This is a genomic window from Escherichia sp. TW09308 (assembly GCF_000208565.1).
GTDB classification, from domain to species: domain Bacteria; phylum Pseudomonadota; class Gammaproteobacteria; order Enterobacterales; family Enterobacteriaceae; genus Escherichia; species Escherichia marmotae.
The window spans coordinates 318,838-334,028 of record NZ_AEME01000001.1; the positions used below are offsets into that span (position 1 = coordinate 318,838).

A 15,191-nucleotide genomic window follows, 5' to 3' on the forward strand; every position below is an offset into this window, starting at 1 on the left:
AACTGCGGATAATTTCCGTATTTGAGAACTCAACATGTTACAAAACCCGATTCATCTGCGCTTGGAGCGCCTGGAAAGCTGGCAGCACGTTACTTTTATGGCCTGCTTATGCGAACGCATGTACCCCAATTACGCCATGTTCTGCCAGCAAACCGGCTTCGGTGATGGGCAGATTTACCGTCGCATTCTTGATCTCATCTGGGAAACGCTGACTGTCAAAGACGCAAAAGTGAATTTCGACAGTCAACTGGAGAAATTTGAGGAAGCTATCCCTTCAGCAGATGATTTCGATCTGTACGGTGTTTATCCGGCAATCGATGCCTGCGTGGCGTTAAGTGAACTGGTTCATTCGCGTTTGAGTGGCGAAACACTGGAACACGCTGTGGAAGTCAGTAAGACTTCCATCACCACCGTTGCGATGCTGGAAATGACCCAGGCTGGTCGCGAAATGAGCGATGAAGAGCTGAAAGAAAACCCGGCCGTTGAGCAAGAATGGGACATTCAGTGGGAAATATTCCGACTTTTAGCCGAGTGCGAAGAACGCGACATTGAGCTGATAAAGGGCCTTAGGGCAGACCTGCGTGAGGCGGGTGAGAGCAATATTGGTATAATTTTTCAGCAATAAGACCAGAAAACGTGAATTAACGCCTGATTTGTCGTACCTGGAGTCTTCCCTTTCGCCCCCCGTCTGGTCTACATTTGGGGGGCGAAAAAAAGTGGCTATCGGTGCGTGTATGCAGGAGAGTGCTATTCTGGCATTTCCGTCGCACTCGATGCTTAGCAAGCGATAAACACATTGTAAGGATAACTTATGAACAAGACTCAACTGATTGATGTAATTGCAGAGAAAGCAGAACTGTCCAAAACCCAGGCTAAAGCTGCTCTGGAGTCCACTCTGGCTGCAATTACTGAGTCTCTGAAAGAAGGCGATGCTGTACAACTGGTTGGTTTCGGAACCTTCAAAGTGAACCACCGCGCTGAGCGTACTGGCCGCAACCCGCAGACCGGTAAAGAAATCAAAATCGCCGCAGCTAACGTACCGGCATTTGTTTCTGGCAAGGCACTGAAAGACGCAGTTAAGTAAGATTGCGTGGCAGTGAACAGTTTTAACGAAGGGGTGGTTTCACCCCTTTTGTCTTTCTGGCGTCGCACATTGATGCTGGCAGGCGTGCTGTTTCTCTCTGCCTGTAGCCACAACTCTTCACTTCCCCCTTTTACCGCCAGTGGGTTTGCCGAAGACCAGGGTGCAGTGCGCATCTGGCGAAAAGACAGCGGCGATAATATCCATCTGCTTGCCGTGTTCAGTCCGTGGCGCAATGGCGATACCACTACCCGTGAATACCGCTGGCAGGGCGATAACCTCACGCTTATCAATATCAACGTTTACAGCAAACCGCCGGTGAATATCCGCGCACGCTTTGACGAGCGCGGTGACCTGAGCTTTATGCAACGTGAATCCGACGGGCAAAAGCAGCAGCTTTCTAACGATCAAATCGATTTATACCGTTATCGTGCAGACCAGATCCGCCAGATTAGCGACGCCTTACGTCAGGGGAGAGTGGTACTGCGTCAGGGACGCTGGCATGCGATGGAACAGACTGTGACTACCTGCGAAGGGCAAACCATTAAGCCTGATTTAGATTCGCAGGCGATAGCGCATATCGAGCGCCGCCAGAGCCGCTCTTCTGTTGATGTGAGCGTGGCATGGCTGGAAGCGCCCGAGGGTTCACAATTACTGTTAGTGGCAAACTCTGACTTTTGTCGCTGGCAACCCAACGAGAAGACGTTCTGATTTACCAGTGGCCCATACCCATATGGCCGCCACCACCTCCGCAGCCACCGTAACCCATGCCCATTCCGACACCGCGTGGAATACCCGCTTCAGCCATCGCAATATCCCGTTTAACTCGCAATTCATCTAATGACTGACGTAAAGTCTCCATCTCTTTGGCGACCGCGTTAATTTTGCTGCTATCCGGTGGATTAGCGGCTAACAGGGCGTTGTATTCATAACGCTTCGTCACCAGTTGTTGTTGCAGCGCGCTGCTTTGGGCGTAAAAGTCATTATGGATTTTCTGCCACGCAGTTTGTTGTTCGCTGGTCAAAGGCGCTGCATTTTGCTGCCACATACCGTGTCCGCCGTGGGCAAATGCAGTTGTTGAGCCTATCGCCATTGCTGAAAACGCCATCATCACCAGGGCAATCTTCGTGTTCCGTTTCATGGTTAATCCTCCAGTGGTTGTCTTACTTTACGTATTGCATCTTTCGTGCCAACGATGAAACACCGATGTAACGGGCAATCTGGCGCGGTTAGCGAGTAAAAATGACCCGCTTGTGGTGGGTAGCGAGTCATTTTTACTCATTGAAAGATAAGCGTTTGTGTTACAGCGCAGAGTAGGGGGCAATAAAAGATGGCATGATTTGTGCTGTCAAAAAGGGATGAACAGGCAAAGAAGAAGATGCGTTTTATGCAACGTTCTAAAGACACATTAGCCAAATGGTTAAGCGCGATCCTCCCCGTAGTCATTGTTGGGCTGGTGGGATTGTTTGCGGTGACGGTGATTCGCGATTATGGGCGGGCAAGCGAGGCTGACCGCCAGGCATTACTGGAAAAAGGTAATGTGCTCATTCGCGCTCTGGAGTCAGGAAGTCGCGTAGGGATGGGGATGCGAATGCACCATGTGCAGCAACAGGCACTTCTGGAAGAGATGGCAGGCCAGCCAGGGGTGTTGTGGTTTGCGGTCACCGATGCGCAGGGCATTATCATTCTTCACAGTGACCCAGAAATGGTCGGGCGTGCACTCTATTCGCCTGATGAAATGCGGCAGTTAAAGCCAGAGGAAAACTCCCGCTGGCGACTGCTTGAGGACGCGGAAAAAACGCCTGCGCTTGAGGTCTATCGTTTGTTTCAGCCCATGTCAGCCTCCTGGAGGCATGGGATGCATAATATGCCGCGCTGTAACGGCAAACCTGAGCCACAGGCAGATGCACAACAGGCTATTTTTATCGCTGTTGATGCCAGTGATCTGGTTGCAACCCAGATTGGGGAGAAGCGCAATACCCTGATTATTCTCTTTGCTCTGGCGACGGTATTGCTGGCGAGCGTGTTGTCATTCTTCTGGTATCGCCGTTACCTTCGCTCGCGCCAGTTATTGCAGGATGAAATGAAGCGCAAAGAGAAGCTGGTGGCGCTGGGGCATCTGGCGGCAGGCGTCGCCCACGAAATCCGTAACCCACTTTCATCGATTAAAGGACTGGCGAAATATTTTGCCGAGCGCACGCCCGCGGGGGGCGAAGCGCATCAACTGGCGCAGGTGATGGCGAAAGAAGCCGACCGTTTGAATCGCGTGGTGAGCGAACTGCTGGAACTGGTCAAGCCAACGCACCTTGCTTTGCAGGCGGTGGAGCTCAATACCCTGATTAACCATTCATTACAACTGGTGAGCCAGGACGCTCAGAGTCGTGAGATACAGTTGTGCTTTAACGCTAACAACGGGTTGCCGGAAATTCAGGCCGACCCGGACAGACTGACTCAGGTACTGTTAAATCTTTATCTCAATGCTATTCAGGCTATTGGTGAGCATGGCGTGATTAGTGTGACGGCAAGTGAAAGCGGCAATGGCGTGAAAATTAACGTTACCGACAGCGGTAAGGGAATTGCGGCAGATCAACTGGAGGCTATCTTCACCCCGTACTTCACCACCAAAGCCGAAGGCACCGGGCTGGGGCTGGCGGTTGTGCATAATATTGTTGAACAACACGGTGGTACAATTCAGGTCGCCAGCCAGGAGGGGAAAGGTGCAACATTCACCCTCTGGCTTCCGGTGAATATTAATCGTAAGGACCCACAAGGATGAAGCACGATAACATCGATATTCTGGTGGTGGATGATGACATTAGCCACTGCACCATCTTGCAGGCATTGCTACGTGGCTGGGGCTATAACGTCGCGCTGGCGAACAGCGGGCGACAGGCGCTGGAGCAGGTGCGGGAACAGGTTTTTGATCTTGTGCTTTGCGATGTGCGAATGGCGGAGATGGACGGCATCGCCACGCTGAAAGAGATTAAAGCGTTAAATCCGGCAATTCCGGTGCTGATTATGACCGCTTACTCCAGCGTCGAGACGGCGGTAGAAGCGCTGAAAACCGGGGCACTGGATTATCTCATCAAGCCGCTGGATTTCGATAACTTGCAGGCAACGCTGGAAAAGGCGCTTGCTCATACGCAGATTGTCGCTTCTGAAACGCCTACCGTGCTAGCCAGCCAGTTTGGGATGGTTGGGAAAAGCCCGGCGATGCAACACTTACTCAGTGAAATAGCCCTCGTCGCACCATCGGAAGCCACGGTGTTGATCCACGGCGATTCTGGCACCGGCAAAGAGTTGGTTGCCAGAGCAATTCACGCCAGTAGCGCACGTAGTGAAAAACCGCTGGTAACGCTCAACTGTGCGGCACTCAACGAATCCTTACTGGAGTCCGAATTGTTCGGTCATGAAAAAGGGGCGTTTACCGGTGCCGATAAACGGCGGGAAGGGCGCTTTGTTGAGGCGGACGGCGGCACGTTGTTTCTCGATGAAATTGGCGATATTTCTCCAATGATGCAGGTTCGTCTGCTGCGTGCCATTCAGGAGCGTGAAGTCCAGCGTGTTGGCAGCAACCAGACTATTTCTGTCGATGTCCGGCTGATTGCCGCGACCCATCGCGATCTTGCCGCAGAGGTGAATGCCGGGCGTTTTCGCCAGGATCTCTACTATCGACTGAACGTGGTGGCGATTGAAGTGCCGGCGCTACGTCAACGGCGGGAAGATATTCCTCTGTTGGCAGATCATTTTCTGCAGCGCTTTGCTGAACGTAATCGCAAGGCGGTAAAAGGCTTTACGCCGCAGGCGATGGATCTGCTAATTCACTACGACTGGCCGGGGAATATTCGTGAACTGGAAAACGCAGTGGAACGGGCGGTGGTGCTACTGACCGGGGAATATATTTCCGAACGCGAGCTGCCGCTGGCGATTGCCAGTACGTCGATTCCGCTGGTGCAAAGTCAGGATATTCAGCCGCTGGTGGAAGTGGAAAAGGAGGTGATTCTGGCGGCGCTGGAGAAAACGGGCGGCAACAAAACCGAAGCCGCCCGCCAGTTAGGGATCACGCGCAAAACGCTATTGGCAAAACTGTCGCGTTAGTTCTGCTCGCGTTCGATGGCGCGCCAGCCGATATCTTTCCGGCAGAAGCAATCATCCCAGTGGATATCGGTCATTAAGGCATAAGCGCGTTTCTGCGCTTCTGCCACGGTATGACCCAGCGCGGTGACGCACAGTACGCGCCCGCCGCTGGTGATCACCTGCTCGTCATCTGCCAGTTTCGTACCCGCATGGAACACTTTGCCGTCTTCCGCTTCTTCCAGCGGCAGGCCGTGGATCACATCGCCGGTGCGGTAATCCCCTGGATATCCACCCGCAGCCATCACCACGCCGAGAGAAGCACGTTCATCCCACTCGGACGTTTTCTCGTCCAGCTTGCCTTCACAGGCCGCCAGGCAGAGTTCAACCAGATCGGACTTCATGCGCAGCATAATCGGCTGGGTTTCCGGATCGCCAAAGCGGCAGTTAAACTCGATAACCTTCGGATTACCCTGTTTGTCGATCATCAAACCCGCGTAGAGAAAACCGGTGTAGGTGTTGCCTTCCGCCGCCATGCCTTTTACGGTTGGCCAGATGATGCGTTCCATCGTGCGCTGATGAACTTCATCGGTCACCACTGGCGCAGGAGAGTAAGCACCCATCCCGCCGGTGTTCGGCCCGGTATCTTTATCGCCTACGCGTTTGTGATCCTGGCTGGTGGCCATTGGCAGCACATGTTCGCCGTCCACCATCACGATAAAGCTCGCTTCTTCGCCGTCGAGGAACTCTTCGATCACAATGCGATGACCCGCGTCGCCAAAAGCGTTGCCCGCCAGCATATCGTGAACAGCCGCTTCAGCTTCTTCCAGTGTCATCGCCACGATAACACCTTTCCCGGCGGCCAGACCGTCCGCTTTGATAACGATCGGTGCGCCTTTCTCACGCAGATACGCTAATGCAGGTTCTACTTCGGTGAAGTTCTGGTATTCCGCCGTAGGGATCTTATGGCGGGCCAGGAAATCTTTAGTAAATGCTTTCGAGCCTTCCAGTTGTGCGGCACCTGCGGTTGGGCCGAAGATTTTCAGCTCAGCGGCGCGGAAGGTATCAACCACGCCTTTCACCAGCGGTGCTTCCGGGCCGACGATGGTTAGGTCGATCTTTTCGTTTTGCGCGAAATCCAGCAGCGCCGGGATATCGGTCACGCCGATAGCGACGTTTTGCAGCGCAGGTTCCAGCGCCGTTCCCGCATTACCTGGTGCGACAAATACGGTCTCAACCAGCGGCGATTGCGCCGCTTTCCAGGCCAGCGCGTGTTCGCGCCCGCCGTTACCAATCACTAATACTTTCATCTGTCGCTCCATTAATGGCGGAAGTGGCGCATGTCGGTGAAGAGCATCGCAATACCGTGCTCGTCGGCGGCAGCAATCACTTCGTCATCGCGGATAGAACCGCCAGGCTGGATTACGCAGGTCACGCCCGCAGCGGCGGCGGCATCAATACCGTCGCGGAACGGGAAGAACGCGTCAGAAGCCATCGAGGAACCTTTCACTTCCAGACCTTCATCGGCGGCTTTAATACCGGCGATTTTCGCGGAGTACACGCGGCTCATCTGGCCCGCGCCAATCCCGATGGTCATATTGTTTTTGGCATAGACGATGGCGTTGGATTTCACGAACTTCGCCACCTTCCAGCAGAACAGCGCATCACGTAGTTCCTGCTCGGTCGGCTGGCGTTTAGTCACCACGCGCAGTTCTTCTGCGCCAACCATGCCCAGATCGCGATCCTGAACCAGCAAACCGCCATTCACGCGTTTGAAATCGAGGCCCGGAACACGCTCGCCCCACTGACCACAGGTCAGGACGCGCACGTTCTGTTTGGCGGCGGTGATTTTCAGGGCTTCTTCGCTGGCGGACGGCGCAATGATCACTTCAACAAACTGACGGGAGATAATAGCCTGCGCGGTTTCAGCATCCAGCTCACGGTTAAAAGCGATAATGCCGCCGAATGCGGAGGTTGGGTCGGTTTTATACGCGCGATCGTAAGCATCAAGGATCGTGCTGCTGATGGCGACACCGCAGGGGTTAGCGTGCTTCACAATCACACAGGCTGGCTCCGCAAATTCTTTCACGCATTCCAGCGCCGCATCGGTATCAGCGATGTTGTTATAGGAAAGGGCTTTACCCTGAACCTGGATTGCGGTGGCAACGGAGGCTTCTTTCACATTCTCTTCTATATAGAAGGCAGCTTGCTGGTGGCTGTTTTCACCGTAGCGCATATCCTGCTTCTTAATGAAGTTCAGGTTAAGTGTGCGCGGGAAGCGGCCAGCCGCTTCTTTACTCTCGCCGTGATAAGCCGGAACCATGCTACCGAAGTAGTTGGCGATCATGCTGTCATAGGCGGCGGTATGTTCGAAGGCTTTGATGGCGAGGTCGAAACGGGTATTGAGAGTCAGAGAACCTTCGTTGGCATCCATCTCTTCAATAATAGCGTCATAGTCGCTGCTCTTAACAACGATAGCGACATCTCTATGATTCTTGGCGGCGGAGCGCACCATGGTTGGGCCGCCGATATCGATGTTCTCAACCGCATCTTCCAGTGAGCAGCCTTCACGGGCCACGGTCTGGGCGAATGGGTACAGGTTAACGACCACCATATCGATAGGTTGGATCTGATGTTCTTCCATAATGGCATCGTCCTGACCGCGACGGCCCAGAATACCGCCGTGCACTTTTGGATGCAGGGTCTTCACGCGTCCATCCATCATCTCCGGGAAACCGGTGTAATCGGAAACTTCGGTCACCGGCAGGCCTTTTTCTGCTAACAGACGGGCAGTGCCCCCTGTAGACAGCAGCTCCACACCGCGTGCAGAAAGTGCCTGGGCGAATTCGACGATACCGGCTTTGTCAGAAACACTGAGCAGAGCGCGGCGGACTGGACGACGTTGTTGCATGGTAAATCCCCTGGATTTGACTATTACAGAGAGCGTTAGCTGAATTTTTCGCAAAAAACTCAGCTAACGCCCCTAACGGGGCATCTTTATTTTTCGCCAGCATTGTAACGAAAACGTTTGCGCAACGCTCGCGAATTTTTTTGTTTCGATGGTGATCTCGATTTTGATTGCCATTAGCGGTTCAGGAATACAGAAATAACGCTGATGATTGTGGATAACTCTGTGTGTAAAAAGGTATAAAGCGGGGTTTTGCTGGGGAATGCAGCAGTCAGTCATTTTTTTGCAATTTTTCTATTGCGGCCTACGGAGAACACCCTATAATGCGCCTCCATCGACACGGCGGATGTGAATCACTTCACACAAACAGCCAGTTCCAATCATAAAGCCTCTGCAAGCTCTGGAGCCTTTATTACAGCGCGTGGGTATTGATGTCTCAGTTGACCAACTGGCGCATTACATTGACCCGAACGCGGCGATGACGTTGCTGACCAACTTACTGACGCAGTTATCTAACGCCATGTCATCAATATTTTTATTGCTGTTGACGGTGCTGTTTATGCTGCTCGAAGTTCCGCAACTGCCCGGCAAACTCCAGCAAATGATGGCACGTCCGGTCGAAGGAATGGCGGCGATTCAGCGCGCGATTGACAGTGTGTCGCATTACCTGGTGCTGAAAACGGCCATCAGCATCATCACCGGACTGGTCGCCTGGGCGATGCTCGCAGCACTGGACGTTCGCTTTGCTTTTGTCTGGGGATTGCTGGCCTTTGCGCTTAATTACATTCCTAATATTGGTTCGGTCCTTGCGGCTATTCCCCCTATCGCCCAGGTACTGGTGTTTAATGGTTTCTACGAAGCGTTGTTGGTGCTGGCGGGATATCTGCTGATTAATCTGGTCTTCGGTAATATTCTGGAACCACGCATTATGGGACGCGGATTGGGGCTTTCCACACTGGTGGTCTTTTTGTCGTTAATTTTTTGGGGATGGTTGTTAGGACCGGTGGGGATGCTGCTTTCGGTGCCGTTGACGATTATTGTCAAAATTGCGCTTGAACAAACAGCGGGAGGTCAAAGCATCGCCGTGCTGTTAAGCGATCTCAAGAAAGAGTAACGGCCTCCGCAGAGGCCGTTGAGGTTACAGTGCTTTCAGAATCGCATCCACGCTGGCTTTGGCGTCACCAAACAGCATGTGGGTGTTTTCCTTGAAAAACAGCGGGTTTTGCACACCAGCATAGCCGGTGTTCATCGAACGTTTAAAGACAATCACGTTCTGCGCTTTCCACACTTCCAGTACCGGCATTCCGGCAATTGGGCTTTTCGGATCGTCCTGCGCCGCCGGGTTAACCGTATCGTTCGCACCAATTACCAGCACGGTATCGGTATCAGCAAAGTCATCGTTGATCTCGTCCATTTCCAGCACGATGTCATACGGCACTTTCGCTTCTGCCAGCAATACGTTCATATGCCCAGGCAAACGCCCCGCAACCGGGTGAATACCGAAACGCACGTTGATACCGCGGGCACGCAGTTTCTCGGTGATTTCTGCCACCGGATATTGCGCCTGCGCGACTGCCATGCCGTAACCTGGGGTGATGATCACTGAATGCGAATTTTTCAGCAGTTCCGCCGTCTCTTCCGCCGTAATTTCGCGATGTTCACCCACTTCCTGATCGTCGCCGGTAGAGGAACCATCGGTGCCGAAACCACCCGCAATGACGCTGATAAAGGAACGGTTCATCGCCTTACACATGATGTAAGAAAGGATTGCCCCCGAAGAACCGACCAGCGCACCGGTCACAATCAGCAAGTCGTTGCTGAGCATAAAGCCCGCGGCCGCTGCCGCCCAACCAGAGTAAGAGTTCAGCATCGACACCACCACTGGCATATCTGCGCCACCGATGGAAGCCACTAAATGCCAGCCGAAGACCAGTGCAATGGCGGTCATTATCAGCAATGCCAGAACTTGCAGGCCAACGCTTTCGGTGCGGACAAACACAATCAGCAGCAGGAAGGAAACGACCAGAGCAGCCAGATTCATTTTGTGACGGTTTGGCAGCATCAGCGGTTTAGACGAAATTTTGCCGCACAACTTACCGAATGCCACGACCGAGCCGGTGAAGGTCACCGCACCAATGAAGATACCGAGGAATACTTCCGTCAGGTGAATGTTGGCCAGAATCGGAGCCATATCCGCATCGTGATGCAGATAGCTATTAAAACCAACCAGCACCGCCGCCAGCCCCACAAAACTATGCAGGATCGCCACCAGTTCCGGCATTTCAGTCATTTCGACCTTCTTCGCCAGACGGATACCAATTGCGCCACCGATGACCATCGCCAGCAAGATCCAACCAACATTGCCAGTATCCGGCCCCAAAATAGTAGCGATTAACGCAATCGCCATCCCGGCGATACCGAAGTTGTTACCCTGGCGAGAGGTTTCATGTTTCGAAAGCCCGGCCAGGCTGAAGATAAACAGGATCGCGGCAACAATGTATGCAGCTGTAACTAATCCTCCAGACATATGTTACCCCTTAGTTTTTGCGGAACATTTTCAGCATACGCTGAGTCACGGTGAAGCCACCGAAAATATTAATGCTGGCTATAAGCACCGCGATAAAACTAAGGAAGCTAACCCAGCCGCCCTGGCCAATCTGCAACAGTGCTCCGACAACAATAATCCCTGAAATCGCGTTGGTGACCGACATCAGCGGCGTATGTAGCGCGTGCGATACATTCCACACCACGTAATAGCCCACAACGCACGCCAGCGCGAACACGGTGAAATGCCCGAGGAACTCTTTTGGTGCAACATTTGCCAGCCAACCGAAGAGGATGATTGCCAACGCCATCAGGGCGTATTTACGCCACGGTGAACAGGTGCATTTTTCCTCCGCTTTGACTTCCGGTGCGGCTTTCTGTGTCGTCTGTGGCTGGGCTGAAACCTGAATCGGCGGTGCCGGCCAGGTAATTTCGCCAGCACGAATCACGGTCACGCCGCGAATCACTACATCATCAAAATCAACAGTAATGTTGCCGTCTTTCTCCTTGCACAACAGCTTCAGCAGATTGACAAGGTTGGTGCCGTAAAGCTGTGAGGATTGTGTTGGCAGACGCCCCGGAAGATCGGTATAACCAATCACTTTGACGCCATTTTCCGTAGTGAAGATTTCACCCGGCACGGTGTATTCACAGTTACCGCCGTTTTGTGCGGCCAGATCGACAATCACACTGCCCGACTTCATGGAGTCAACCATTTCGCGGGTAATCAGTTTCGGTGCCGGTTTACCTGGAATAAGCGCGGTGGTCACAATGATATCGACCTCTTTTGCCTGCGCAGCAAAGAGTTCCATTTCTGCCTTGATGAACGCTTCCGACATCACTTTGGCATAGCCATCGCCGCTGCCTGCTTCCTCTTTGAAATCCAGTTCGAGGAATTCCGCGCCCATACTTTGAACTTGTTCTTTCACTTCCGGGCGGGTATCAAACGCACGCACAATCGCACCGAGACTGTTTGCCGCACCAATGGCCGCGAGACCCGCAACACCCGCACCAATCACCATCACTTTTGCCGGAGGCACTTTACCTGCCGCGGTGATTTGCCCGGTAAAGAAACGCCCAAACTCATGCGCCGCCTCAACAATGGCGCGATAGCCGGCGATGTTCGCCATCGAACTTAACGCGTCCAGTGATTGCGCGCGTGAGATACGCGGTACGGAGTCCATCGCCATCACGGTGACGTTACGTTCCGCAAGCTTTTGCATTAGCTCCGGATTCAGCGCAGGCCAGATAAAACTCACCAGCGTTGTTCCTGGATTCAGTAACGCAATTTCATCATCTAACGGCGCATTGACCTTCAGAATGATATCTGACTGCCAGACGTTATTCCCTTCTACTATTTCAGCGCCCGCTTGCACAAACGCTTTATCGTCAAAACTTGCCAGTTGACCCGCGCCGCTCTCTACCGCGACGGTAAAACCCAGTTTCAGCAACTGCTCCACTGTTTTGGGCGTTGCTGCAACACGGGTTTCATTGGTTAACCGTTCTCTTGGTATTCCAATTCGCATGATATTCCCTTCCATCGGTTTTATTGATGATGGTTTGCCTGTGTCAGGAACCACACAAGCCGCTCATATACGAGCTAAATGTTACTCCGTTAAAATAAATTAGTAACAAACGCCCTATAACGTACTGAAAATAATGCTTGCGATCTAGCGCCAAAAATCACTATTTCGGCGTTAACTCGAAAAATATTAACGATTCAGCCTTGATAGTGAGATAAACACCATAGAACAACGGATAAAGGGCGATAATTGTCTCCAATAGCCAGGTAAAACATGAGATCACCCCGGTGCAAACTGTCACTTAACATTAAATTAACTTATACAATTCAGCCGTTTCAGCCGTTGTATGTTGCTACGGTTACTTTTTAATCACAGATGGTTATTCGATCAGGTTTAAAATCAAATCAGGAAGTCTGATATGAAAAATCACGCAGACAGTTACACCGTTTAAATGCAATAATCAGCCACGTTTCTCGTTAATAACAATACCAGTACCTGGTTTGCGCAAGGCGAAGGATTATTTTTATGAAGCTTAAGAACACCCTCCTGGCGTCGGCACTGCTTTCTGCTACGGCATTCTCCGTTAACGCAGCAACAGAACTGACACCGGAGCAAGCGGCAGCGGTTAAACCTTTTGATCGTGTAGTGGTTACCGGACGTTTCAATGCCATTGGCGAGGCGGTGAAAGCCGTTTCCCGTCGTGCTGATAAAGAAGGTGCAGCCTCCTTTTATGTTGTCGACACGTCAGATTTCGGTAACAGCGGTAACTGGCGAGTGGTTGCCGATCTCTATAAGTCTGATGCTGAAAAAGCAGAAACCGAAAAAAATCGCGTGATTAACGGTGTGGTTGAACTGCCAAAAGACCAGGCCGTTCTGATTGAGCCGTTTGACACTGTCACCGTCCAGGGCTTCTACCGTAGCCAACCGGAAGTGAATGACGCCATCACCAAAGCGGCGAAAGCAAAAGGCGCATACTCTTTCTACATCGTTCGCCAAATCGATGCCAACCAGGGCGGTAACCAACGCATTACAGCGTTCATCTATAAAAAAGATGCTAAGAAACGTGTAGTCCAAAGCCCGGATGTGATCCCGGCAGACTCCGAAGCCGGACGTGCAGCCCTGGCTGCCGGTGGCGAAGCCGCGAAGAAAGTTGAAATCCCGGGTGTTGCCACTACCGCATCACCAAGTTCCGAAGTTGGTCGTTTCTTCGAAACTCAGTCCTCAAAAGGCGGACGTTACACTGTCACGCTTCCTGGCGGCACTAAAGTCGAAGAACTGAACAAGGCAACCGCAGCGATGATGGTGCCGTTCGACAGCATTAAGTTCTCAGGTAACTACGGTAACATGACCGAAGTCTCCTACCAGGTTGCTAAACGTGCCGCGAAGAAAGGTGCGAAGTATTACCACATCACCCGCCAGTGGCAGGAACGTGGTAATAATCTGACTATCAGCGCAGACCTGTATAAATAACTATTCAGTATCCCAATGAGGCGGCTTTATGCCGCCTTTAGCATTTTTAGTCACAAATTTCCCCGTGACCATTGCATGCAGACACATCTCTTCGTAAAATCCCGCGCTTCAGTGGCAAACACCATTTTTATGCGTCCTGCCCTAATATTTATTCTTTTGAACACCTTTTAAACACTGGATATCGATGGAAAAGAAACTGGGACTGAGCGCACTCACCGCGCTGGTATTAAGCTCAATGCTGGGCGCAGGTGTTTTCAGTCTGCCACAAAATATGGCCGCGGTTGCCAGCCCGGCAGCACTGCTCATCGGTTGGGGCATTACTGGCGCTGGCATTTTATTACTCGCCTTTGCCATGCTGATCCTGACACGCATTCGTCCCGATCTTGACGGCGGCATCTTTACCTATGCTCGTGAAGGTTTTGGCGAACTCATTGGTTTCTGCTCCGCATGGGGATATTGGCTGTGCGCGGTTATCGCTAACGTCTCCTATCTGGTGATCGTCTTTTCTGCATTGAGTTTCTTCACCGATACGCCGGAACTGCGCCTGTTTGGCGATGGCAACACCTGGCAATCGATCGTCGGTGCATCCGCACTTTTGTGGATTGTTCACTTTTTGATCCTGCGCGGTGTACAGACCGCTGCCAGCATTAACCTGGTGGCAACGCTGGCAAAATTGTTACCATTGGGACTGTTTATTGTACTGGCGCTGATGATGTTCAAACTGGACACCTTCAGACTCGACTTCTCTGGCCTTGCACTTGGTGTACCGGTGTGGGAACAGGTGAAAAACACCATGCTGATCACCCTGTGGGTATTCATTGGTGTGGAAGGTGCGGTGGTGGTTTCTGCGCGTGCGCGTAATAAACATGATGTCGGCAAAGCGACACTCCTGGCGGTACTTTCCGCGCTGGGCGTTTATTTACTGGTCACTCTGCTTTCGCTGGGCGTGGTTGCGCGTCCTGAACTGGCGGAAATTCGTAACCCGTCTATGGCGGGCCTGATGGTGAAAATGATGGGGCCGTGGGGCGAGATTATCATCGCTGCCGGATTGATCGTTTCCGTTTGTGGCGCATATTTAAGTTGGACCATTATGGCGGCAGAAGTCCCCTTCCTGGCAGCGACCCATAAAGCATTCCCGCGCATTTTTGCCCGCCAGAACGCACAGGCTGCGCCATCCGCCTCGCTGTGGCTGACCAACATCTGCGTGCAAATTTGTCTGGTGCTAATCTGGCTGACCGGTTCCGATTACAACACGTTGCTAACCATTGCCTCAGAAATGATTCTGGTGCCCTATTTCCTTGTTGGCGCGTTCTTGCTGAAAATCGCAACCCGCCCGCTGCATAAAGCGGTAGGTGTCGGTGCCTGCATTTATGGCTTATGGTTATTGTACGCCTCTGGTCCAATGCACCTGTTGTTGTCCGTCGTTCTGTATGCGCCGGGGTTGCTGGTATTCCTGTACGCGCGTAAAACGCATACACATGATAATGTTCTGAATCGTCAGGAAATGGTACTGATTGGCATGCTGTTAATTGCCGCAGTTCCGGCGACCTGGATGCTGGTGGGATAACGTTCGTCCCATCGTTGGATAGCA

12 protein-coding genes and 1 pseudogene are annotated in these 15,191 nt (G+C 52.4%); 8 read left to right on the plus strand and 5 right to left on the minus strand.

Annotation, left to right across the window (positions count from 1 at the left end):
- The first annotated feature begins 34 nt into the window (after positions 1-34).
- From ESM_RS0101660 to ESM_RS0101670, 3 genes are all read left to right on the plus strand, one after another.
- Positions 35-625, plus strand: coding sequence for a YjaG family protein (locus ESM_RS0101660; RefSeq protein ID WP_000940106.1), 591 nt, complete (start codon positions 35-37; stop codon positions 623-625).
- 186 nt (positions 626-811) lie between these two features.
- Entirely contained in the window at positions 812-1,084 is a 273-nt protein-coding gene (gene hupA, locus ESM_RS0101665) for a nucleoid-associated protein HU-alpha (protein WP_001044513.1), read from the plus strand.
- Positions 1,085-1,096: 12 nt separating this feature from the next.
- Positions 1,097-1,792, plus strand: coding sequence for a DUF1481 domain-containing protein (locus tag ESM_RS0101670; RefSeq protein ID WP_010375907.1), 696 nt, complete (start codon positions 1,097-1,099; stop codon positions 1,790-1,792).
- Between the two features lies 1 nt (position 1,793).
- On the opposite strand, the gene zraP is transcribed toward ESM_RS0101670, so the two are convergent.
- On the minus strand, positions 1,794-2,222 hold the full coding sequence (gene zraP, locus ESM_RS0101675; RefSeq protein WP_000828219.1) for a zinc resistance sensor/chaperone ZraP: 429 nt from the start codon (positions 2,220-2,222) through the stop codon (positions 1,794-1,796).
- A 237-nt stretch (positions 2,223-2,459) separates the two neighbouring features.
- Between zraP and zraS the strand changes: the two genes are divergently transcribed.
- Together zraS and zraR are read left to right on the plus strand one after the other, a co-directional pair.
- Positions 2,460-3,857, plus strand: a complete 1,398-nt coding sequence (gene zraS / locus ESM_RS0101680; protein ID WP_001211947.1) for a two-component system sensor histidine kinase ZraS — start codon at positions 2,460-2,462, stop codon at positions 3,855-3,857.
- Positions 3,854-5,179, plus strand: a complete 1,326-nt coding sequence (zraR, locus tag ESM_RS0101685; RefSeq protein WP_000679878.1) for a sigma-54-dependent response regulator transcription factor ZraR — start codon at positions 3,854-3,856, stop codon at positions 5,177-5,179. Before zraS ends, zraR begins: the two co-directional genes overlap by 4 nt.
- Here zraR and purD read toward each other — a convergent pair.
- Both purD and purH read right to left on the minus strand, forming a co-directional pair.
- On the minus strand, positions 5,176-6,465 hold the full coding sequence (purD, locus tag ESM_RS0101690) for a phosphoribosylamine--glycine ligase (RefSeq protein ID WP_000866793.1): 1,290 nt from the start codon (positions 6,463-6,465) through the stop codon (positions 5,176-5,178). The two genes, zraR and purD, sit on opposite strands and share 4 nt — an antisense overlap.
- A gap of 11 nt (positions 6,466-6,476) precedes the next feature.
- Positions 6,477-8,066, minus strand: coding sequence for a bifunctional phosphoribosylaminoimidazolecarboxamide formyltransferase/IMP cyclohydrolase (gene purH, locus ESM_RS0101695; protein ID WP_001187579.1), 1,590 nt, complete (start codon positions 8,064-8,066; stop codon positions 6,477-6,479).
- A 376-nt stretch (positions 8,067-8,442) separates the two neighbouring features.
- Between purH and tqsA the strand changes: the two are divergent.
- Positions 8,443-9,177: pseudogene (gene tqsA, locus ESM_RS01000000123740) on the plus strand (AI-2 transporter TqsA); the annotation flags it as partial.
- Between the two features lie 24 nt (positions 9,178-9,201).
- On the opposite strand, the gene pntB reads toward tqsA, so the two are convergent.
- Positions 9,202-10,590: a Re/Si-specific NAD(P)(+) transhydrogenase subunit beta gene (gene pntB / locus ESM_RS0101705; protein ID WP_000014047.1), complete on the minus strand. Its 1,389-nt coding sequence runs from the start codon at positions 10,588-10,590 to the stop codon at positions 9,202-9,204.
- Positions 10,591-10,600: 10 nt separating this feature from the next.
- Entirely contained in the window at positions 10,601-12,133 is a 1,533-nt protein-coding gene (pntA, locus tag ESM_RS0101710; protein ID WP_010375913.1) for a Re/Si-specific NAD(P)(+) transhydrogenase subunit alpha, read from the minus strand.
- Between the two features lie 522 nt (positions 12,134-12,655).
- Here pntA and ydgH point away from each other — a divergent pair.
- Together ydgH and ESM_RS0101720 are read left to right on the plus strand one after the other, a co-directional pair.
- Positions 12,656-13,600, plus strand: coding sequence for a DUF1471 family protein YdgH (ydgH, locus tag ESM_RS0101715; RefSeq protein WP_000769336.1), 945 nt, complete (start codon positions 12,656-12,658; stop codon positions 13,598-13,600).
- A gap of 184 nt (positions 13,601-13,784) precedes the next feature.
- Complete coding sequence (locus ESM_RS0101720; protein WP_000412361.1) at positions 13,785-15,167, plus strand: amino acid permease; 1,383 nt, start codon at positions 13,785-13,787, stop codon at positions 15,165-15,167.
- Positions 15,168-15,191: the final 24 nt, after the last annotated feature.